General features: G+C 58.6%; 20 protein-coding genes, 2 tRNA genes and 2 rRNA genes. 14 read left to right on the top strand and 10 right to left on the bottom strand.

The window, feature by feature from the left end; translation table 11 throughout:
* Window positions 1-125: 125 nt before the first annotated feature.
* The 4 genes from KI237_RS10065 to KI237_RS10050 form a co-directional block, all read right to left on the bottom strand.
* A 23S ribosomal RNA gene (locus tag KI237_RS10065) occupies window positions 126-3017 on the bottom strand.
* A 233-nt stretch (window positions 3018-3250) separates the two neighbouring features.
* A tRNA-Ala gene (locus KI237_RS10060) sits at window positions 3251-3326 on the bottom strand.
* 10 nt (window positions 3327-3336) lie between these two features.
* A tRNA-Ile gene (locus KI237_RS10055) sits at window positions 3337-3413 on the bottom strand.
* Between the two features lie 123 nt (window positions 3414-3536).
* Window positions 3537-5073, bottom strand: a 16S ribosomal RNA gene (locus tag KI237_RS10050).
* The 16S and 23S rRNA genes sit together here with 2 tRNA genes alongside, the layout of an rRNA operon.
* Before the next feature lie 668 nt (window positions 5074-5741).
* Between KI237_RS10050 and rhtA the strand changes: the two genes are divergently transcribed.
* Window positions 5742-6632, top strand: coding sequence for a threonine/homoserine exporter RhtA (gene rhtA / locus KI237_RS10045; protein ID WP_212799684.1), 891 nt, complete (start codon window positions 5742-5744; stop codon window positions 6630-6632).
* A 168-nt stretch (window positions 6633-6800) separates the two neighbouring features.
* The gene (locus KI237_RS10040) at window positions 6801-7082 is read left to right on the top strand and encodes a hypothetical protein (RefSeq protein WP_014337379.1); all 282 of its coding nucleotides are present in this window, start codon (window positions 6801-6803) and stop codon (window positions 7080-7082) included.
* Between the two features lie 6 nt (window positions 7083-7088).
* Here the strand turns inward: KI237_RS10040 and KI237_RS10035 are convergent, their stop codons facing one another.
* On the bottom strand, window positions 7089-7658 hold the full coding sequence (locus tag KI237_RS10035) for a TetR/AcrR family transcriptional regulator (protein WP_212799683.1): 570 nt from the start codon (window positions 7656-7658) through the stop codon (window positions 7089-7091).
* A gap of 90 nt (window positions 7659-7748) precedes the next feature.
* Here KI237_RS10035 and KI237_RS10030 point away from each other — a divergent pair, with 90 nt between their 5' ends.
* On the top strand, window positions 7749-8477 hold the full coding sequence (locus KI237_RS10030) for an SDR family oxidoreductase (protein WP_212799682.1): 729 nt from the start codon (window positions 7749-7751) through the stop codon (window positions 8475-8477).
* A 34-nt stretch (window positions 8478-8511) separates the two neighbouring features.
* Window positions 8512-9102: a 2-hydroxychromene-2-carboxylate isomerase gene (locus KI237_RS10025; protein WP_212799681.1), complete on the top strand. Its 591-nt coding sequence runs from the start codon at window positions 8512-8514 to the stop codon at window positions 9100-9102.
* 9 nt (window positions 9103-9111) lie between these two features.
* On the opposite strand, the gene KI237_RS10020 is transcribed toward KI237_RS10025, so the two are convergent.
* From KI237_RS10020 to KI237_RS10000, 5 genes are all read right to left on the bottom strand, one after another.
* Window positions 9112-10920, bottom strand: coding sequence for an aminopeptidase P family protein (locus tag KI237_RS10020; protein WP_212799680.1), 1809 nt, complete (start codon window positions 10918-10920; stop codon window positions 9112-9114).
* A gap of 45 nt (window positions 10921-10965) precedes the next feature.
* Window positions 10966-12132 carry a cysteine desulfurase family protein gene (locus tag KI237_RS10015; protein ID WP_212799679.1) on the bottom strand — a complete coding sequence of 389 codons (1167 nt, stop codon included), beginning with the start codon at window positions 12130-12132 and terminating at the stop codon, window positions 10966-10968.
* Window positions 12133-12291: 159 nt separating this feature from the next.
* On the bottom strand, window positions 12292-12906 hold the full coding sequence (locus tag KI237_RS10010; RefSeq protein WP_212799678.1) for a LysE family translocator: 615 nt from the start codon (window positions 12904-12906) through the stop codon (window positions 12292-12294).
* Window positions 12907-13008: 102 nt separating this feature from the next.
* Entirely contained in the window at window positions 13009-13275 is a 267-nt protein-coding gene (locus KI237_RS10005; RefSeq protein ID WP_018600280.1) for a hypothetical protein, read from the bottom strand.
* A gap of 116 nt (window positions 13276-13391) precedes the next feature.
* Complete coding sequence (locus KI237_RS10000) at window positions 13392-13757, bottom strand: antibiotic biosynthesis monooxygenase (protein WP_212799677.1); 366 nt, start codon at window positions 13755-13757, stop codon at window positions 13392-13394.
* A 96-nt stretch (window positions 13758-13853) separates the two neighbouring features.
* On the opposite strand from KI237_RS10000, the gene soxR reads away from it, so the two are divergent.
* From soxR to KI237_RS09950, 10 genes are all read left to right on the top strand, one after another.
* On the top strand, window positions 13854-14306 hold the full coding sequence (soxR, locus tag KI237_RS09995) for a redox-sensitive transcriptional activator SoxR (RefSeq protein ID WP_212799676.1): 453 nt from the start codon (window positions 13854-13856) through the stop codon (window positions 14304-14306).
* Between the two features lie 103 nt (window positions 14307-14409).
* Window positions 14410-14871 carry a VOC family protein gene (locus KI237_RS09990; protein WP_212799675.1) on the top strand — a complete coding sequence of 154 codons (462 nt, stop codon included), beginning with the start codon at window positions 14410-14412 and terminating at the stop codon, window positions 14869-14871.
* 301 nt (window positions 14872-15172) lie between these two features.
* The gene (locus tag KI237_RS09985) at window positions 15173-16387 is read left to right on the top strand and encodes a PepSY-associated TM helix domain-containing protein (protein ID WP_212799674.1); all 1215 of its coding nucleotides are present in this window, start codon (window positions 15173-15175) and stop codon (window positions 16385-16387) included.
* Window positions 16384-16926: a PA2404 family protein gene (locus KI237_RS09980; protein WP_212799673.1), complete on the top strand. Its 543-nt coding sequence runs from the start codon at window positions 16384-16386 to the stop codon at window positions 16924-16926. The genes KI237_RS09985 and KI237_RS09980 overlap by 4 nt, the downstream gene beginning before the upstream one ends.
* Window positions 16923-17249 (top strand): hypothetical protein, encoded by a 327-nt coding sequence (locus KI237_RS09975; protein WP_212799672.1) that lies wholly within the window; start codon window positions 16923-16925, stop codon window positions 17247-17249. The genes KI237_RS09980 and KI237_RS09975 overlap by 4 nt, the downstream gene beginning before the upstream one ends.
* A complete protein-coding gene (locus KI237_RS09970; protein ID WP_212799671.1) occupies window positions 17246-17821 on the top strand; it encodes a DUF6162 family protein in 576 nt (191 codons plus the stop codon). The genes KI237_RS09975 and KI237_RS09970 overlap by 4 nt, the downstream gene beginning before the upstream one ends.
* A gap of 35 nt (window positions 17822-17856) precedes the next feature.
* Complete coding sequence (locus KI237_RS09965; RefSeq protein WP_212799670.1) at window positions 17857-18786, top strand: metal ABC transporter solute-binding protein, Zn/Mn family; 930 nt, start codon at window positions 17857-17859, stop codon at window positions 18784-18786.
* Complete coding sequence (locus KI237_RS09960; protein ID WP_212799669.1) at window positions 18783-19538, top strand: metal ABC transporter ATP-binding protein; 756 nt, start codon at window positions 18783-18785, stop codon at window positions 19536-19538. The genes KI237_RS09965 and KI237_RS09960 overlap by 4 nt, the downstream gene beginning before the upstream one ends.
* Window positions 19535-20434 carry a metal ABC transporter permease gene (locus KI237_RS09955; protein ID WP_212799668.1) on the top strand — a complete coding sequence of 300 codons (900 nt, stop codon included), beginning with the start codon at window positions 19535-19537 and terminating at the stop codon, window positions 20432-20434. Before KI237_RS09960 ends, KI237_RS09955 begins: the two co-directional genes overlap by 4 nt.
* Window positions 20435-21328, top strand: a complete 894-nt coding sequence (locus tag KI237_RS09950) for a metal ABC transporter solute-binding protein, Zn/Mn family (RefSeq protein ID WP_212799667.1) — start codon at window positions 20435-20437, stop codon at window positions 21326-21328.
* The last annotated feature ends 29 nt before the right edge of the window (window positions 21329-21357 follow it).

Raw genomic sequence — 21357 nt, 5'->3', positions numbered from 1 at the left:
GTGCCAGCGAATGGGTATGCGATAGATTTGTGTGTTGCTGTCGAGTCTCTCGAACTTTCGGTTCGTTTCGTCTTCACACACCGCAATCTGGCCTCTTTCGAGTTCACAAATTGCTTGGGTGTTATATGGTCAAGCCTCACGGGCAATTAGTACAGGTTAGCTCAACGCCTCACAGCGCTTACACACCCTGCCTATCAACGTCGTAGTCTTCGACGGCCCTTCAGGGGACTCAAGGTCCCAGTGAGATCTCATCTTGAGGCAAGTTTCCCGCTTAGATGCTTTCAGCGGTTATCTTTCCCGAACATAGCTACCCGGCAATGCCACTGGCGTGACAACCGGAACACCAGAGGTTCGTCCACTCCGGTCCTCTCGTACTAGGAGCAGCCCCTCTCAAATCTCAAACGTCCACGGCAGATAGGGACCGAACTGTCTCACGACGTTCTAAACCCAGCTCGCGTACCACTTTAAATGGCGAACAGCCATACCCTTGGGACCGGCTTCAGCCCCAGGATGTGATGAGCCGACATCGAGGTGCCAAACACCGCCGTCGATATGAACTCTTGGGCGGTATCAGCCTGTTATCCCCGGAGTACCTTTTATCCGTTGAGCGATGGCCCTTCCATACAGAACCACCGGATCACTAAGACCTACTTTCGTACCTGCTCGACGTGTCTGTCTCGCAGTCAAGCGCGCTTTTGCCTTTATACTCTACGACCGATTTCCGACCGGTCTGAGCGCACCTTCGTACTCCTCCGTTACTCTTTAGGAGGAGACCGCCCCAGTCAAACTACCCACCATACACTGTCCTCGATCCGGATAACGGACCTGAGTTAGAACCTCAAAGTTGCCAGGGTGGTATTTCAAGGTTGGCTCCACGCGAACTGGCGTCCACGCTTCAAAGCCTCCCACCTATCCTACACAAGCAAATTCAAAGTCCAGTGCAAAGCTATAGTAAAGGTTCACGGGGTCTTTCCGTCTAGCCGCGGATACACTGCATCTTCACAGCGATTTCAATTTCACTGAGTCTCGGGTGGAGACAGCGCCGCCATCGTTACGCCATTCGTGCAGGTCGGAACTTACCCGACAAGGAATTTCGCTACCTTAGGACCGTTATAGTTACGGCCGCCGTTTACCGGGGCTTCGATCAAGAGCTTCGCGTTAGCTAACCCCATCAATTAACCTTCCGGCACCGGGCAGGCGTCACACCCTATACGTCCACTTTCGTGTTTGCAGAGTGCTGTGTTTTTAATAAACAGTCGCAGCGGCCTGGTATCTTCGACCGGCGTGGGCTTACGCAGCAAGTGCTTCACCCTCACCGGCGCACCTTCTCCCGAAGTTACGGTGCCATTTTGCCTAGTTCCTTCACCCGAGTTCTCTCAAGCGCCTTGGTATTCTCTACCCAACCACCTGTGTCGGTTTGGGGTACGGTTCCTGGTTACCTGAAGCTTAGAAGCTTTTCTTGGAAGCATGGCATCAACCACTTCGTCACCCAAAGGGTAACTCGTCATCAGCTCTCGGCCTTAGAATCCCGGATTTACCTAAGATTCCAGCCTACCACCTTAAACTTGGACAACCAACGCCAAGCTGGCCTAGCCTTCTCCGTCCCTCCATCGCAATAACCAGAAGTACAGGAATATTAACCTGTTTTCCATCGACTACGCTTTTCAGCCTCGCCTTAGGGACCGACTAACCCTGCGTCGATTAACGTTGCGCAGGAAACCTTGGTCTTTCGGCGTGGGTGTTTTTCACACCCATTGTCGTTACTCATGTCAGCATTCGCACTTCTGATACCTCCAGCAAGCTTCTCAACTCACCTTCACAGGCTTACAGAACGCTCCTCTACCGCATCACTTACGTGATACCCGTAGCTTCGGTGTATGGTTTGAGCCCCGTTACATCTTCCGCGCAGGCCGACTCGACTAGTGAGCTATTACGCTTTCTTTAAAGGGTGGCTGCTTCTAAGCCAACCTCCTAGCTGTCTAAGCCTTCCCACATCGTTTCCCACTTAACCATAACTTTGGGACCTTAGCTGACGGTCTGGGTTGTTTCCCTTTTCACGACGGACGTTAGCACCCGCCGTGTGTCTCCCATGCTCGGCACTTGTAGGTATTCGGAGTTTGCATCGGTTTGGTAAGTCTGGATGACCCCCTAGCCGAAACAGTGCTCTACCCCCTACAGTGATACATGAGGCGCTACCTAAATAGCTTTCGAGGAGAACCAGCTATCTCCGAGCTTGATTAGCCTTTCACTCCGATCCACAGGTCATCCGCTAACTTTTCAACGGTAGTCGGTTCGGTCCTCCAGTTAGTGTTACCCAACCTTCAACCTGCCCATGGATAGATCGCCCGGTTTCGGGTCTATTCCCAGCGACTAGACGCCCTATTAAGACTCGCTTTCGCTACGCCTCCCCTATTCGGTTAAGCTCGCCACTGAAAATAAGTCGCTGACCCATTATACAAAAGGTACGCAGTCACCCAACAAAGTGGGCTCCCACTGCTTGTACGCATACGGTTTCAGGATCTATTTCACTCCCCTCTCCGGGGTTCTTTTCGCCTTTCCCTCACGGTACTAGTTCACTATCGGTCAGTCAGTAGTATTTAGCCTTGGAGGATGGTCCCCCCATATTCAGACAAAGTTTCTCGTGCTCCGTCCTACTCGATTTCACTTCTAAGATCCTTTCGCGTACAGGGCTATCACCCACTATGGCCGCACTTTCCAGAGCGTTCCGCTAAAATCAAAGAAGCTTAAGGGCTAGTCCCCGTTCGCTCGCCACTACTAAGGGAATCTCGGTTGATTTCTTTTCCTCAGGGTACTTAGATGTTTCAGTTCCCCTGGTTCGCCTCTTGCACCTATGTATTCAGTACAAGATAACCATCTTATGATGGCTGGGTTCCCCCATTCAGACATCTCCGGATCAAAGTCTGTTTGCCGACTCCCCGAAGCTTTTCGCAGGCTACCACGTCTTTCATCGCCTCTGACTGCCAAGGCATCCACCGTATGCGCTTCTTCACTTGACCATATAACCCCAAGCAATCTGGTTATACTGTGAAGACGACATTCGCCGAAAATTCGATCACGCTCATTGAGCCACTCACAAATTTTACCTTAGCCTGATCCGTTACCAGTGAAAGTAACGTCCAGTCTATCTTTCTATCACATACCCAAATTTTTAAAGAACGATCTAATCAAAAGACTAGAAATCAATATTCACAGCGGAATACTCATTTCTAAACTTTCAGAAGCAGTTATATGGTGGAGCCAAACGGGATCGAACCGTTGACCTCCTGCGTGCAAGGCAGGCGCTCTCCCAGCTGAGCTATGGCCCCATAACAAAATTGGTGGGTCTGGGCAGATTCGAACTGCCGACCTCACCCTTATCAGGGGTGCGCTCTAACCAACTGAGCTACAGACCCAATTTCGAGCGCGCAACTGTTAGCTTGGAGCTATCAGCTTGGAGCTTAAAGCTGCTTCTATCGTCTTCTTCAATGAATCAAGCAATTCGTGTGGGAGCTCATGAAGCAGCTGCGGTCGTCGATTAAGGAGGTGATCCAGCCGCAGGTTCCCCTACGGCTACCTTGTTACGACTTCACCCCAGTCATGAATCACACCGTGGTAACCGTCCCCCCGAAGGTTAGACTAGCTACTTCTGGTGCAACCCACTCCCATGGTGTGACGGGCGGTGTGTACAAGGCCCGGGAACGTATTCACCGCGACATTCTGATTCGCGATTACTAGCGATTCCGACTTCACGCAGTCGAGTTGCAGACTGCGATCCGGACTACGATCGGTTTTGTGGGATTAGCTCCACCTCGCGGCTTGGCAACCCTCTGTACCGACCATTGTAGCACGTGTGTAGCCCAGGCCGTAAGGGCCATGATGACTTGACGTCATCCCCACCTTCCTCCGGTTTGTCACCGGCAGTCTCCTTAGAGTGCCCACCATAACGTGCTGGTAACTAAGGACAAGGGTTGCGCTCGTTACGGGACTTAACCCAACATCTCACGACACGAGCTGACGACAGCCATGCAGCACCTGTCTCAATGTTCCCGAAGGCACCAATCCATCTCTGGAAAGTTCATTGGATGTCAAGGCCTGGTAAGGTTCTTCGCGTTGCTTCGAATTAAACCACATGCTCCACCGCTTGTGCGGGCCCCCGTCAATTCATTTGAGTTTTAACCTTGCGGCCGTACTCCCCAGGCGGTCAACTTAATGCGTTAGCTGCGCCACTAAGAGCTCAAGGCTCCCAACGGCTAGTTGACATCGTTTACGGCGTGGACTACCAGGGTATCTAATCCTGTTTGCTCCCCACGCTTTCGCACCTCAGTGTCAGTATCAGTCCAGGTGGTCGCCTTCGCCACTGGTGTTCCTTCCTATATCTACGCATTTCACCGCTACACAGGAAATTCCACCACCCTCTACCATACTCTAGCTCGACAGTTTTGAATGCAGTTCCCAGGTTGAGCCCGGGGATTTCACATCCAACTTAACGAACCACCTACGCGCGCTTTACGCCCAGTAATTCCGATTAACGCTTGCACCCTCTGTATTACCGCGGCTGCTGGCACAGAGTTAGCCGGTGCTTATTCTGTCGGTAACGTCAAAACACTAACGTATTAGGTTAATGCCCTTCCTCCCAACTTAAAGTGCTTTACAATCCGAAGACCTTCTTCACACACGCGGCATGGCTGGATCAGGCTTTCGCCCATTGTCCAATATTCCCCACTGCTGCCTCCCGTAGGAGTCTGGACCGTGTCTCAGTTCCAGTGTGACTGATCATCCTCTCAGACCAGTTACGGATCGTCGCCTTGGTGAGCCATTACCCCACCAACTAGCTAATCCGACCTAGGCTCATCTGATAGCGCAAGGCCCGAAGGTCCCCTGCTTTCTCCCGTAGGACGTATGCGGTATTAGCGTCCGTTTCCGAGCGTTATCCCCCACTACCAGGCAGATTCCTAGGCATTACTCACCCGTCCGCCGCTCTCAAGAGGTGCAAGCACCTCTCTACCGCTCGACTTGCATGTGTTAGGCCTGCCGCCAGCGTTCAATCTGAGCCATGATCAAACTCTTCAGTTCAAACATCTTTGGGTTTTGAGAAAACCCTAAACTTGGCTCAGCAATCGTTGGTTACATCTTTGATTTCTCGCGGAGTAACTTGTGATGCTGATAATCTGTTGACTAGCAGTCTGACTCCACAAGCACCCACACGAATTGCTTGATTCAGTTGTTAAAGAGCGGTTGGTTGAGTCTTTCGTCTCAACCGAGGCGCGCATTCTACAGCGCCCCGTGTATCTGTCAAGCGGTTATTTTCAGAAGTTTTCAAAGTTTCCTTTTCAACTTCAACCACTTGCGCTTTCGATCTCTCGTTAGCGGGAGGCGAATTCTACAGCGTTACTCGCTGCTGTCAACACCTCTTTTTCACCGCTTTCGACCGAGAAGATCGAACCGCCGATAGAGCCAAACAACACCGCTCTACCTGCTCCTTCCGGGCTTCGATGACCTGAAGCCCAACACCCTCGAAACCTACTTAACTCATTGAATCTCAAGGAGTTTTCCGTTTCGACTGCGCCGGAAGTGGGGCGAATTATAGACTTCCAGAATCTGCCGTCAACCCCTAATTTGATTTTTCTATCTTTAGTCCGACACGACACTAAATTTGCCCGGTATATAGACGGAATCGCCGCATGTGCGCAATATACTGCTCAAAGCAGCCTCCCCGCCTTTATTCTGGACGACACTTCGTAATGACACCCCCTCCACATCGCAGCCTGGCCTCCACCCTGTATCCGGTTGCCCTGCTATTAATAGCCATGGCCTCCATCCAATCGGGAGCCTCTCTCGCCAAAAGCATGTTTCCGATAGTGGGTGCACAGGGCACAACGACGCTGCGACTCATCTTTGCCAGCCTCATCATGGTGTTATTGCTACGCCCCTGGCGCGCCAAGCTCACCGCTCAATCCCTGCGCACCGTGATCGTCTATGGGATGGCATTGGGCGGGATGAACTTTCTCTTCTATATGTCGGTTCGTACCGTTCCACTGGGCATTGCCGTGGCACTGGAGTTCACAGGGCCTCTGGCAGTCGCCATTTACGCCTCACGCCGGGCAATCGACTTTCTCTGGATCGCCCTGGCAGTCGCGGGCCTGCTTCTGCTTATACCGACCGGAGCGACCAATGCAGGTATTGATCTGCTTGGAGCCGGCTATGCGCTGGGCGCGGGTTTCTGCTGGGCGTTGTACATCCTGTTTGGCCAGAAGGCTGGCGCGGACAATGGTGTGCAAACCGCCGCATTGGGGGTGATGATCGCCGCCCTGTTCGTCGCACCGATTGGTATCGTGCACGCGGGCGCCGCACTGCTCACACCGAGCTTGATTCCAATCGCCATCGGCGTCGCCATTCTGTCTACGGCCCTGCCCTACACCCTGGAAATGATCTCACTGACCCGAATGCCAGCCCGCACTTTCGGCACTCTGATGAGCGTCGAACCGGCAATCGCGGCCCTGTCGGGACTGATCTTTCTGCAGGAGTACTTGTCCTTGACCCAGTGGTTAGCCATTACCTGCATCATCCTCGCGTCGGTCGGCGCAACGATGACCATGGCCAACACTGCGAAGCCTGCCGTCGCGGCAGATTGAAACAGGATTTAACGAAGGTCTGGTATTTGCAACGCATTTAGGCCATGTTTAGACCGGTAACCCAATGTCAGACATGGATTTTTTCATACAGGACGTCATGAACGCTTCAAGCAAGAGCGAACACAATCGTACGTGGCCACAAGATCCACGACGATTATAAGGACAGGAATGAAACGAATTTTGATACTGATCGCCGTACTTGCAGTAGCGGGCTGTGCGGCAACGTCGAAAACTGAAGTCAAGCGCGGTAAAAAAGGCCTGCACATCAATTGCTCCGGCCTGTCCTCATCCTGGGACCAGTGTGCCGCCAGCGCTGCCAATTCATGTGCTCCCAAGGGTTACAAGGTCATTGCCAAGTCCGGAGACGCCGTCGAGGAGCCCGGGGATTACCCCTTCGGGCTCAACCCCGCTGGCTATACCAGCCGCAGCATGATCGTCATCTGTAAATAAGCCACGTCAGTCGAGCCCTTGCTCGGCCATTCGGCGCCTAATCTCCTCATGGCTGGACCTGAGGACATCACGCTGGACCTGTGGCGTGACCAGCATCCGCGCAACGACCAATGCTCCCACGCATTGAGACAGGATGGCCCAGGCCAGACTGTCGCTTCCCAATATCCGCGCCCAGCTTTCGTGCAAACGACAGATCCACGTTTGCGCCGTCTCCCTCACCTGGACATCCGATCGCGCGATCTCGGCACCCAGCACCGGCAACGCACACCCCGCTTCGGGTTGCTCAACGTGGCTCATGCTCAGATACTGCTTGAGGCAGCGCTCCAGCTTCATTGAGTCCATGGCGCCGTCGCCACTCAGACGATCCAGGCTTTGGGCCAACTCTCGCTCAACAATGGCCTTGAAAAGCTCATCCTTGGATGAGAAGTGGCTATAAAAAGCACCGCCACTCAATCCGATCGCTTTCATCAAGCCATCGACACCGACCGTGGAGAAACCCGACTTCTTGGCGGAGACGGCACTGCTGGCGAGCAGTTTCTCGCGGGTTTCCATTTTGTGATTGGCTGAATATCGCATGGTCCTGTCCCCTGATTACTCACCTTGACGCTTGCCGAATCTTAGCATAACGTCCGTTTAGTTAACGATCGTTCACCAATGAGGCAAACCATGAATAACAAGAAGGTCGCACTGGTTGTTGGCGCGGGCGATGCCACCGGCGGAGCAATTGCCAAACGCTTTGCGCAGGAAGGTTTTATTGCCTGTGTTACCCGTCGCAGCGCCGACAAACTCCAACCACTGGTGGACGCAATCCGCGCCCAGGGCGGCGAAGCCCAAGGGTTTGCCTGTGATGCGCGCAAAGAAGACGACGTGATCGCTCTCATCGAACAAATCGAGAACCAGATCGGCCCGATCGAAGCCTTTGTGTTCAACATCGGCGCCAACGTTCCTTGCAGCATTCTCGAAGAAACCGCACGCAAGTACTTCAAGATCTGGGAGATGGCCTGCTTCTCAGGCTTTCTCAACGCACGGGAAGTGGCCAAGCGCATGGTCAAGCGCCAGCGCGGGACGATCCTGTTTACCGGGGCAACGGCGGGACTGCGCGGTGCTTCGGGGTTCGCCGCATTCGCAGGCGCCAAGCATGGCATCCGGGCATTGGCTCAGAGCATGGCCCGTGAGCTGGGGCCGCTGAATATTCATGTAGCTCATGTTGTGGTGGACGGTGCCATCGACACCGACTTCATCCGCGATAACTTCCCGGAGAAATATGCCACCAAGGATGAGGACGGCATCCTGAACCCTGAACACATCGCCGAGAATTACTGGTACTTGCACAGCCAACCCCGCGACGCCTGGACCTTCGAGCTGGACCTGCGGCCCTGGAGCGAACGCTGGTAAACCCTCCCCTCACAACAACAAGAGAGCAGATCCCATGAGCAAATCGGTGGAGTTTTACTTCGATTTCGGCAGCCCGACCACGTACCTGGCCTACACCCAGTTGCCGACGCTGTGCGCACAGACCAACAGCCAGTTGATCTATCGTCCGATGCTATTAGGCGGCGTCTTCAAGGCAACCGGCAATGCATCACCGGCGACAGTGCCGGCCAAGAACCCTTACCTGTTCAGGGATCTGAATCGCTTCGCCAAGCGCTACGGCGTTGCCTTCCAGTTCAATCCGCACTTCCCCATCAATACACTGCAACTGATGCGCGCGGTGACTGGCATGCAGTTGCGCCAACCTGAACGCTTCGAGGCCTTCGTCAATTGCCTGTTCCGTGCCTTTTGGGTCGATGGCCGCAACCTCAACGACCCTGCGACTGTCGCAGCGGTCCTGAACGAGGGTGGTTTCGACGCCAACTACGTACTGACCCTGACGAACGACGAACAGGTCAAGCAAGCACTCAAGACCAACACCGAGGAAGCCATCGCACGGGGCGTGTTCGGCGCCCCGAGCATGTTTGTCGGCAACGAGTTGTTCTTTGGCCAGGATCGATTGGACTTCGTCCGTGAAGCCCTCGCCTGATCCTCTACTTCAAATTGCCATTGTTCGCGTGTTGAGCCATTGCAGTGCGTCACCTTCCAGCAATGGGCTCAAGCGACGCTGAACCTCGGCGTGGTAGGCGTTGAACCAGTCTTTTTCGTCTTGGGTCAGCAGCGAAGGTTCCAGGCAGCGAGTGTCGATCGGACACAGGGTCAGGGTTTCGAACTCAAGGAACTCGCCGAACTCGCTGCTTCCGGCTTCACGGTTCAACACCAGGTTCTCGATGCGCACACCCCAGCGACCAGGACGATATGTACCCGGTTCGATGGAGGTGATCATGCCAGCCTGCATCGCCGTTTGCGGCGCGGCAGCAGCTTGATAGGCAATCACCTGCGGGCCTTCGTGGACATTGAGGAAATAGCCGACGCCATGGCCGGTGCCGTGGCCGTAATCCACCTGCTCCGCCCAGATGGGTGCACGAGCGATGGCATCCAGTAACGGCGAGAGAATTCCCCGAGGGAATTTGGCCCGGGACAGGGCAATCACGCCCTTGAGTACGCGCGTGCAATCACGTTTCTGCTCAGCGGTGGGTGTGCCGACCGGCACCATGCGAGTGATGTCGGTGGTGCCTCCCAAGTACTGGCCGCCGGAATCGATCAGCAACAGGCCATCACCTTCGATGACCGCATGGGCTTCTTCCGTGGCGTGGTAATGAGGCATCGCGCCGTTGGCGTTAAAGGCGGCAATGGTGTTGAAACTCAGGGAGACGAAGTCCGGCCGGCGCGTGCGGGCGGCGGTCAGGTGCTCGTCGATGGTCAACTCGGTGATGCGCTCGCGCCCCCAGGCCCCTTCCAGCCAGGCGAAGAACTCACAGAGCGCCGCGCCATCGTGCTCCATGGCCCGGCGGATGTGCTCGGCGTCGGCCAGGCTTTTGCGAGACTTGGCCAGCGTCGTTGGATTCAGACCTTCGATCAGTTTCACGCCGCTGCCCAGGTTATCCAGCAAGCCGACCGTCACCCGCGCCGGATCGATCTGCAGGCTCGCGCCGTCCGGCACTTCACGCAACGCGGCAGCGGCTTCGCTGTAATCGCGCAGGGTCACGCCGTCCTGTTCAAGAACGGCACGTAGCGCAGCGTCAACCTTGTCCAGGGCCACGAACAGCGTTGCCTGTTGCTGGCTGATCAAGGCGAAGGAGACGAACACGGGGTTGAACGACACATCCGCGCCGCGCAGGTTGAACAACCAGGCGATGTCATCCAGCGTGGCGATGAAATGCCAGTCGGCACCACGCTCCTTGAGGGATTCGCGCAGCTTGGCGAGTTTCTCGATCCGGCTGACGGTCGCCTGGGGAGGCAAATGGGCATAGACCGGCTGATCCGGTAAGCCAGGGCGATCGCTCCAGGCCTCGTTGAGCAGATCGATGTCAGTGCGCAACCGCGCGCCGCGTTCCGCAAGCTTGCCGCCCAGGGTGCGAGCCGATGCCACGGCCATGACCGCGCCGTCAACAGCAACCACCCCACCCTCAGGTGTTTGGTCCGCCAGCCAGTCCAAGGGGCCGGGCTGGCCGGGAATGAGCTTGACCAGCTCGATACCACTGCCCTCCAGCTCCTTGGTGGCCTGCTCCCAATAACGGCTGTCGGCCCAGACGCCGGCGAAACTGCCGGTCACGATCAAGGTACCCACCGAGCCGTGGAACCCCGACAGCCATTGCCGCCCTTGCCAATAGCCCGGCAAGTATTCAGACAGATGCGGGTCGGCCGATGGCACCAGCAGTGCATGAATACCCTCTCGGCTCATCAGTTGGCGAATTTGGGCCAGGCGCTGGGGAACCAGTCCATGGGGCAAAGGCTCGGTGCTCATTGTTTCTCCTGCTCGTTGATATTGTTGTTCGATGCCGAAGACGGCTTATGGGGTCGTGGCCCAGAACGCCGGCGCTGTCGCGCACGCCGCTTTGATCAGCCGAACCGCCTCGTCGATATCTTGCTCAGTGGTAAAACGGCCCAGACTCAAGCGAATGGTCCGCCCGGCCGCACGCGCATCGTGCCCCAAGGCCAGCAGCACGTGGGACGGGGTGTTCTGCGCCGAATTGCAGGCCGAGGTCGCGGAAAATGCAATCGATACGCCCAACGTCGCCGGGTTGAACTCACCTTCGTTGAAGGTCAGGCTCAGTGTGTGGGGAATCCGGCGGCTCACACTGCCGTTTATACGCACACCGGGCAAGGCCAGCAGCGGCTCAAGCAAACGATTGCGCAACCGGGCGATTTTAGCGAGTTCTTCGTCGAATGCCTCGGCCGCGAGTTCGAATGCGGCGCCCATGGCTGCGATCTGGTGGGTCGCCAGGGTCCCGGAGCGCAAACCGCCTTCATGCCCACCGCCGTGAATCTGCGCTGACAGCCGTGGCCGGGCACGGTCGCCGACGTAGAGCGCACCGATGCCCTTGGGGCCGTAGATCTTGTGCGCGGAAAAAGACATCAGGTCCACCGGCCAACGAGACAGGTCGATCTGCACCTTGCCGGCGCCCTGGGCTGCGTCCACATGAAACAGCGCACCGTGCTTGCGAACGATCTCGCCGATGGCGATGACATCATTGAGGGTGCCCAACTCGTTGTTCACCAGCATCAGCGACACCAGGAACGTGTCTTCGCGCAACGCGTCGCGAACCGCTTGCGGACTGATCAGGCCCTCGGCGTCCGGCGCCAGCCAGGTCACCGCGACGCCGCTCTCTTCAAGCTGGCGCGCCGTGTCGAGAATCGCCTTGTGTTCGATCAGACTGGTGATGACATGGCCGGCGGAACCACCGCGCGCCTGGGCTACCCCTTTGAGGGCCAGGTTGTTGGACTCGGTAGCGCCGGACGTCCAAACGATCTGTTCGGGCTGGGCCCCCACCAATTGCGCCACCTGCTGGCGGGCACGCTCCACCGAGCGCCGGGCCTCCTGGCCGAAGGCATGGGAACTGGAAGCCGGGTTGCCAAAGTTGCCGTCAAAGCCCAGACACTCGACCATGACCCGGATAACCCGCTCATCCACCGGCGTGGTGGCGGCGTAGTCGAAATACAACGGACGTTTATTCATAGGAAACTCGCAGAGCCTGCTCCGGGATCAGGCGCCCTCGTTGGGTTCGAGACTAGCAATACCTGATCAAAGACCTTAAAGAAGTCGGACTTCGTTTAAAAGTGCGTAGGAACGCTCCTGAACAGCGAGCTTAGCAGGCATCGCCGCGAAGCTCAGCCCTCAACTGATGCTTTCGAGCAACAATGGATACAGCGAAGCGACCAACAGCAGCGCCATGCCCCAGTTGAACAGGCGCAACCAGCGACGATCACCCAACAGGTTGCGCAACAGGCTACCGCACACCACCCACAAGCTCACGCTTGGCAGGTTGATCAGGGCAAACACCGCCGCAATCACCAACACGTTGAAGAAGTAACCCTGAAGTGGCGTGTAGGTACTGATGGCACCGATGGCCATGATCCAGGCCTTGGGATTGACCCATTGGAACGCCGCGGCGCCCCAGTAGCTCATCGGCGTAGTGTCCCCCGCCTGGCTTTCCGAAACCGGACCGGAGTGGGCTATTTTCCAAGCCAGGTACACCAGGTACGCCGCGCCGATGTAGCGCAGCGCCGTATAGAGCAGTGGATAAGTCTGGAACACCGCGCCCAGGCCAAGGCCCACCGCCAGCACCAGGGAAAAGAAGCCGCAGGTAATACCCAGCATGTGAGGAATGGTGCGGTTGAAACCGAAATTGACACCCGAGGCCAACAACATGGTGTTGTTAGGGCCAGGCGTGATCGAGGTCACCAGGGCAAACAGGGCGAAGCCCAGCAGCAGGTCAAGCGAAAGGGTCATTTCAAGTCAGTCCATCAGGGCGGTCAGTCATGTCATGACCCTACCCCACGCCTTGGCGCAAACCCACGGACAGTTGGGCAAAACTTTAAGCAGTACAGTCCCTCAGCTTGACCGGCCTGGCTGTTGCACGACCCGCTCGGCACTCATCTGGCCCTGATCGTCGAAACCCACGTTTTTCTGCGACGAGCCGAGCAACTCGGCTTTTTTCGCGTGGTATTCATCGAACGAGAGGCCTCGACGATTCAAGGCTTCAAGGGCCAGTTCGCGGGTCTCGTCGGCAGTGTAGGGACGCAGCTCCGGGGAAGAACTGGCACAACCGCCCAGGAGGGTGGCGGTCAACAGCAGCAAAACAGCAAAGGTACGGTTCATGGCAAGTGTCCGGTGTTCTGGAGTTGGGCGATGAACAAAGGCTACCCGCCAGCCCTGCGCGGCAGAAATCAACCCTCTCGATAGTGGCTATTGCCTTCGCGGATCAGCCGCTGCATTCAGTCGACCAACTGGCAATGCAGCGCGTTGTCCAGACTGCGCTCGATGTTGCGCAGCACCTGGAACGAGCCAAATGTCACGGCTTTGGCTCGATGAGCCTGGATCAGCCGCCAGAAATCCTGTTCGCCACTTTCGAAGCCTCGAAGCGCCGCCTCGCCTGCCTCACGGGTTTGCCACTGCAAATAGTTGAGCACCCGCCGACCATCCTCGCTGGCCTGGATACTTGCACTCAGGAACCCCTGGTGGTCCCGAGCCAGGCGCTCGGTTTGTTCCGACAAGGCGGTTACCAGCGCCTGCTGCCATTGAGGCTCGATATCGAATTCCATCAACTGGGTGAAACTGCGATTGTTCCTTGGTGATTGCATGAAAGGTCCCCTCTGCACGTAAGGCGGATCTTGCGATCCGAACGCGTGCAGGGTAAAACCTCAAGTTAACTTGAGGTCAAGCAGTGAATTGAAGCGATGACGCAGATCGATGTTCACAAGGAACTCACCGTAGGCCAAGTGGCCGCCCGCAGCGGCGTGGCGGTCACGGCCCTGCACTTCTATGAATCCAAGGGGCTGATCCAAAGCACGCGCAACCAGGGCAACCAACGTCGCTACTCACGGGCAGTATTGCGTCGCGTGGCGCTGATCAAGGTTGCCCAGCGCCTGGGCATTCCCTTGGCGGAAATCGGCGCGGCGTTGAAAAACCTGCCGGACAACCGTGCGCCAACGGCCGCCGACTGGCAAACCTTGTCGGCGCAGTGGAGCCGGGACCTGGACGAGCGCATCAACCAATTGATGACGCTGCGCGATCGACTCAACGGTTGCATCGGCTGTGGATGCCTGTCGATGGAGGCTTGTCCGCTGCGCAATCAGGGCGACGTGCTGGGCAAACACGGGCCAGGGGCTCACCTGCTGGAGCAGCCGTGAAGCGTTCGTCGGGACATGAGCCCGCCCACGGCGACTGACCTATAGTGGATGGGCAAATCGACGAAGACCCTCTTCGCCTCCCATAACAAAAAGGAGAACCGTCATGGGCGTCAAAGCCATTCCCGAAGGTTTCCATAACATCACGCCCTACCTGGGCATTCAGAAAGCTGCCGAAGCCATCGACTTCTACAAAAAAGCCTTCAATGCCACCGAGGTCATGCGCCTGGCCATGCCCGACGGCGGCATCGGGCATGCCGAACTGCGGATCAACGGTTTTCCGATGATGCTCGGCACGCCTTGCGACCAAGGCCCATTGAGCAACCCGGACCAATCGCCATCGGTCGGCCTGCATATCTATGTCGAGGACGTGGACAGCGCGTTTGCCCAGGCCATTGCCGCCGGTGGCACCGTGATTTCCGAGGTCAAGGACCAGTTCTACGGCGATCGTACCGGCACCTTGAAAGATCCCTATGGGCATCTGTGGTTCCTGGCGACGCACAAGGAAGATCTGAGCCAGGAACAGATCGAGCAACGGGCCAGGGAGATGTTCCAACAGCAAGGCTGACTTGCCCTTGCTCCCGCAGGGTTACCCCCTGTAGGAGCTGTCGAGTGCAATGAGGCTGCGATCTTTCCCCTGACACTTGAGTCTCAAGCGAAAGATCAAAAGATCAAAAGATCGCAGCCTTCGGCAGCTCCTACCACGCGAAACATTTTCTTTCATCTTCCCCTTCAGGATTTCATTTGCTGGTTCGTCTTAATTAGATGCAGCAGGCCGCGTCGGCAAAAGCCACGGTTTGCTTTTTTACGGTTCACGGTATTGCGAAGCCCGTAATACCGAACCTTTCATCGAATCAAGACGTTCAATCATGTCGAAGAAGTCCCGCTCCAAACTCTGGTTCCTGGTCCACAGCTGGCTGGCATTGCCCATCTGGTTTTTCGTACTGATCGTTTGCGTCACTGGCACCCTCGCGGTGGTCAGCCAGGAGCTTGTCTGGCTGGTCAACCCTGAGATGCGCGCCAGCAAGCCCTCGGACGATGCCCAACTGCTCAGCTATGACCAAGTCATCACCGCCATCAAGCAAGCCCAGCCGCTTACCCAGGTGCAAGGCATCGTCCGCCCGGACGAGTCGCATTTCGCGCTGGAGGTGAGCGTGACTTACCCAGACGGACGCCCCGACAAGGTCTACGTCAACCCCTACAGCGGCGTCATCCAAGGCTCGGCGCCGACATTCAACTTCAGGGGGTTTACCCGTGCCCTGCATGGCTGGTGGCTGGTGCCGTTCACCAACGGCTACAGCTGGGGCTGGTACCTGGTGTCCTTGTTGGGGCTGCCATTGCTGGCCTCGCTGGTGACCGGGCTGGTGGTCTACAAGCGTTTCTGGAAAGGCTTTTTCCGTCCGACGTTGCGGATCCGCCACGGCGCCCGAATTTTCTGGGGGGATTTGCACCGACTCAGTGGTATCTGGTCGATCTGGTTCATCGCGGTGATTTCCGTTACGGGCACCTGGTTCCTGATCGAAGCCTTGCTATCCGACAACCAGATATCCATTTCCAGCGAACCGGTCATCCCCGTGGTGGCGCGTGAAAGCGTTCCGCTGTCAGCTGATGGCCTTGCACCGCCGCAATTGAACCTGGACCGGGCCATTGAAATCGCCCAGCAACGCATCCCGGGCCTGGAAGCGAGTTTCGTCAGCCTGCCCGGCAATGCCTACAGCCATCTGGAAATCGGCGGCCGCGGTTGGTATCCACTGATGTTCCAGACCGCCACCATCAATCCCTACAACGGTGACGTCGCCGCCTCACGACTGCTGGCCGACCGCACGACGCTGGAGTTCGTCACCGAATCCATGCGCCCGTTGCACACCGGCGACTTCGGTGGCCTATGGATCAAGCTCATCTGGTTTTTCTTCGGCCTGGTCCTGAGCATGATGGTGCTCAGCGGGCTGCTGATCTGGACCAAACGCACAGCCCTGGCCACCGCCAATGCCCTCAAGCGTAGCCAGAAACCCTCCCGTGAAACCCGCCTCGCGCAGGCATTGCAGCCGTCGGTCCACCGTGAGTCGTCGGAGGGCAGCCTGTGAACCCGTCCAATACCACTTCATCACCGTCACGCCTGAGCCTGTTCTGGCATAAATGGCGCTTTCACCTCAACGTGCTGTTGTTGCTGATCCCCTTGGGGTTCATGCCCAAGTATCTATCCGAAGCCGCGCTGTTTCGCGGAGATGCCGGGCTTGGTGAGCGAGAAGTCGGCGAAGTCCAGGTCGGCCCCTGGAGCCTGCGCCTGGCGGAATTTCGCAACGAAGCCCCACGCCCCCAAGGGCCGGCGGGGCCCATGAAGCACTTCAACGCGGCCCTGTGCGAACGCTGTATCGGCCAGGTCAAGGCCACCTATCTGCGCATCGGCAAACCCCGCAGCCTGCGGGCCGCCGGGGTGATTTTCTTCGGCTCGCCCTATCGCATGGGCGCCTTGTTGCCGGTCCCGCCAAAGACCCAGCCCGATGCCGAACTGTGGATAACCCTCGAGGGCTGGGACGGTTCGATGCACCAGGCCTCCATTCCCCTGCGCCAGGCCTCCCCGGCCACCGTTGCCTGGCTGAAGAACCAAGGACCCAAACCATGACCCTTCGCGCCTTATCCAACGGCCTGGCGTTGCTGTTCTGCGCAGGTGCAAGCAGCAGCGCACTGGCGCACAACCCGATGTGCGAATGCAAGGCGATCGACGCCGAGCAGATCCAATGCACCGGCGGTTTTTCCGACGGCAGCGGCGCACCCGGAGTGACCCTGGACGTAATCGGCTACGACGAAACCATCCTCGTCCCGGGCAAGCTCGGTGCCGATTCGAAGCTGACCTTCAAGAAGCCGGACGCTGAGTTCTACGTGCTCTTCGACGCCGGCCCCGGCCACGTTGTGGAAATCGACCAAGCCGACATCGAGGCCCCATGACCAACACCACAACTCAAGTCATCCGCCCCGCTGGCGCGGGCCACGAAACCCTGTATGTGTTGCTGCTGTGCCTGGTCATCGTGCTGGTCGCCGGGTCTGTGGTGGCCTGGCATGGCGAAGCCGAAGACACCACGCACCTGGCCTCGAACCAACTCGACGCCCGCCGCGACCTCAGCGCCGCCGAGCAGGGCATCTACGCCGACCTGCGGGTGACCCTGGATGAAATCCGCTTGCTGCGCGAAGACCAATCCACCCTACCCGGCCCGCAGACCCTGGCCGAAGAAGGCTTCGCGCCGTTCGCCCAGGACGCCAGCGCTGTCAGCCGGGGCGGCCACGCCTGGCAACAGCTGCAGGACCAGGCCTACTTCGGCGCCAGTGCCAATTCTTCCGTCGCAGGTTCCTTCCTGATGCGCATCGGCGAAGCGTCCGACGCTGCGTCGGACATCTGGCTCAACCGCAGCAATGGCCTCGCGACACCTGCTGCGCTGGACGACGCTGCTTTGTCCGCCGCCGGCTGGCAACAGATCGTCGCGCAATTCGATGCCGGCGTAACCCGCCAACACCGGCACTGACCCCACGCCTTCATTCGAGAGAAGACCGTTTGCCCATGCCTATTGCATCCCAACGCCGCCCCTTGCTGCGCCTGCTGCTGATCGGCCTGCTGGCCTGCCTGTTCACCTCGCAGGCGTACGCCGAAACAGCCAAGCGCCTGCGCATCGGCATCACCCTGCATCCTTATTACAGCTATGTGGCCAACATCGTCGGCGACAAGGCCGAGGTCGTGCCGCTGATCCCGGCCGGTTTCAACCCCCATGCCTATGAACCTCGGGCCGAGGACATCAAGCGCATCAGCGGCCTCGACGTGATCGTGCTCAACGGCGTGGGGCACGACGACTTCGCCGACCGCATGATCGCCGCCAGCGAAACCCCGAACGTGAAAGTGATCGAGGCCAATGAAAACGTGCCCCTGCTGGCTGCCACCGGCACGGCGGCCCGTGGCGCGGGCAAGGTCGTGAACCCGCACACGTTCCTGTCCATCAGCGCCTCCATTGCCCAGGTCAATAACATCGCCCGGGAGTTGGGCAAACTCGACCCGGACAACGCCAAGGCCTACACCCAGAACGCCCGCGCCTACGGCAAGCGCCTGCGGCAGATGCGCGCCGCCGCCCTGGCGAAACTGACCCAGGCCCCCAATGCCGAGTTGCGGGTCGCCACGGTGCATGCCGCCTACGACTACCTGTTGCGCGAGTTCGGCCTGGAAGTGACCGCCGTGGTCGAGCCGGCCCATGGCATCGAACCGAGCCCCAGCCAGTTGAAGAAAACCATCGACCAACTGCGCGAACTGGACGTGAAGGTGATCTTCTCGGAGATGGATTTCCCGTCCACCTACGTCGACACCATCCAGCGTGAATCGGGCGTGAAGCTGTACCCGCTCTCACACATTTCCTACGGCGACTACAGCCCCGAGAAGTACGAAAAGGAAATGGCCGGCAACCTCGACACCGTGGTCCGGGCCATCCAGGAGTCTGGCGCATGACCGTTCAGGAAACCCTCATCCTGCACCCCGTCGGTCCCTTGATTGAGTTCGCCGACGTCAGCCTGAACCTGGGCCGTACGACCATCCTCGACAGCGTGGCATTTCAGGTGGAGCCCGGCAGCATCCATGCCTTGGTCGGCCCCAATGGTGGCGGCAAGAGTTCGCTGATCAAGACTTTGCTCGGGCAGATGCCGCACCAGGGCCGCTTGAGCCTGCAATGGCCGGGCGAGCCCGGTGTGATCGGCTACGTGCCCCAGGCGCTGGAGTTCGACCGGGGTCTGCCCATGACGGTGGACGATTTCATGGCGGCGATGTGTCAGCGGCGGCCGGCCTTTCTCGGCTTGAGCAAGCACTACGCCGGCGCCATGGAACAGGCCCTGGAGCGAGTCGGCATGCAGGACAAGCGCAAGCGGCGCATGGGCGCGCTGTCCGGCGGCGAGCGCCAACGGGTCTTGCTGGCCCAGGGATTGATCCCCACGCCACAATTGCTGGTGCTGGATGAACCGATGTCGGCCCTGGACGAGGCCGGCATCCAGGTGTTCGAACGGTTGCTGCAGGACTGGCGCCAAGCCGGAATCACCGTGCTGTGGATCGAACATGACCTGGAAGCCGTCGGGCGCCTGGCCGACCGTGTCACCGGCCTGAACCGCCGGGTGCTGTTCGACGGCCCACCCCGCCAGGCCCTGACCCCGGAACGCTTGCTGACGTTGTTTTCCACCCATCCACGCACGAACGGGAGCGCCGCCAGATGAGTTACGAAGCCTTTCGTTTGATGGTCCAGGGCTGGGCCTCGGCCGGTTACCTGCCCGAAGCGCTGGCCTACGGATTCGTGGTCAATGCGTTGCTGGCCGGGCTGCTGATCGGCCCGGTGCTGGGCGGCCTCGGCACGCTGGTGGTGGTCAAGCGTTTCGCGTTTTTCTCCGAGGCGGTGGGTCATGCGGCGCTGACCGGCGTGGCCATCGGCATCCTGCTCGGCGAACCCTACACCGGGCCTTACGGCAGCCTGTTCGGCTACTGCCTGTTGTTCGGCATCCTGCTCAATTACCTGCGCAACCGCACCGGCCTGGCGCCGGACACGCTGATCGGCGTCTTCCTGTCGGTGTCCCTGGCCCTGGGTGCCAGCCTGCTGCTGATCCTGGCGGGCAAGATCAACGTGCACATCCTGGAGAACGTACTGTTTGGTTCGGTGCTGACGGTCAATGGCAACGACCTGCTGGTGCTGGCGGTGGTCGGCTCATTGGTGATGGCCCTGGCCTTGCCGCTCTATAACCGCATCATGCTCGCCAGCTTCAACCCGCAACTGGCGGCAGTACGCGGGGTGGCGGTCAAGCCCCTGGACTACTTGTTCGTGGTCCTGGTGACGCTGATCACCGTGGCGGCGGTAAAAGTCATCGGCGCCATTCTGGTGGGCGCGTTGCTGGTAATCCCGGCAGCGGCGGCACGCCTGCTCAGCCAATCATTGAAGGGCTTTTTCTGGTGTTCAGTGCTGATCGCCACCGCCAGCACCTTATGCGGAATTCTCGCGCCCATTGTGTTCGACCTGCCGATCCCGTCCGGTGCCGCGATCATCCTGGTGGCCGGCATCGCCTTCGCTCTGTCCGCCATCGCCCGCGGTGTTGTCCCCAGCCTCAAAGGGAATCTTGGATAAATGGTTTTTTCATTGCGACAACTGACCCTGGCCGTCGCGTTGTGCGGCGTGGCCGTCACCTCATCATTTGCCAGCGAAAAAGTGCGTCTGCTGGCATCGTTGCCGGTCACCTACGGATTGGGCGAGGCCTTGCTCAAGGGCACTGAGGTCAGCCTGGAGCGGGCCGCGCCCGCCAATCTTCCCGGCACCCGGCAGAGCGCCTACTTCAGCGGCCGTGGCGCGCCGGCCTTGAGCAAACTGGCCAGCGATGCTGACGGGGTGATTGGCCTGCGCTCGCTGTGGCCGGACGATCCGCTGTACCCCATGGCACGACGCGGCAATATCCGCATCGTCGAAATCGATGCCGCGCGCCCGGTGGACGGTGCCCTGCCCGGTATCGCCGTGCAGCCGGGCATGACCGACGGCCTGGCGAGCCAGCCGTGGATGGCCAGCCACAACCTGGGGCGCATGGCCGACGTGATCGCCGCCGACCTGGTGCGCCTGGCCCCGGCGGACAAAGCGAAGATCGACGCCAACCTGGCGGCCCTCAAGCAGCGCCTGCTCAAACTCAGCGCCGACAGCGAAAAACGCCTCGCCAGCGCCGACAACCTGAGCGTGGTCAGCCTGAGCGAGCATTTCGGCTACTTGATCAGCGGGCTCAACCTGGACGCAATCAGCACCGATGCCCGACCCGATGCCGACTGGACAGCCGAAGCCCTCAAGCAATTGTCCACCACGTTGAAAGACAATGACGTGGCGCTGGTGCTGCATCATCGCCAGCCGTCGGAGGCGCTGAAGGCTGCCATCAGTGAGGGCGGCAGCCAGTTGCTGATATTGAGCACCGATACCACCGATCCGGTTGCGGAACTGGAAAGCAATGTGGGATTGGTTGTCGCGGCACTGACCGCGGACTGATGGCGCAAGCACGACCAACCTGTGGGAGC

This window comes from Pseudomonas sp. St316 (assembly GCF_018325905.1).
In the GTDB taxonomy this organism is placed as follows: Bacteria; Pseudomonadota; Gammaproteobacteria; order Pseudomonadales; family Pseudomonadaceae; genus Aquipseudomonas.
Note: the sequence above shows the minus strand (reverse complement) of the source record. Positions and strands in the feature narration are given on the sequence as shown.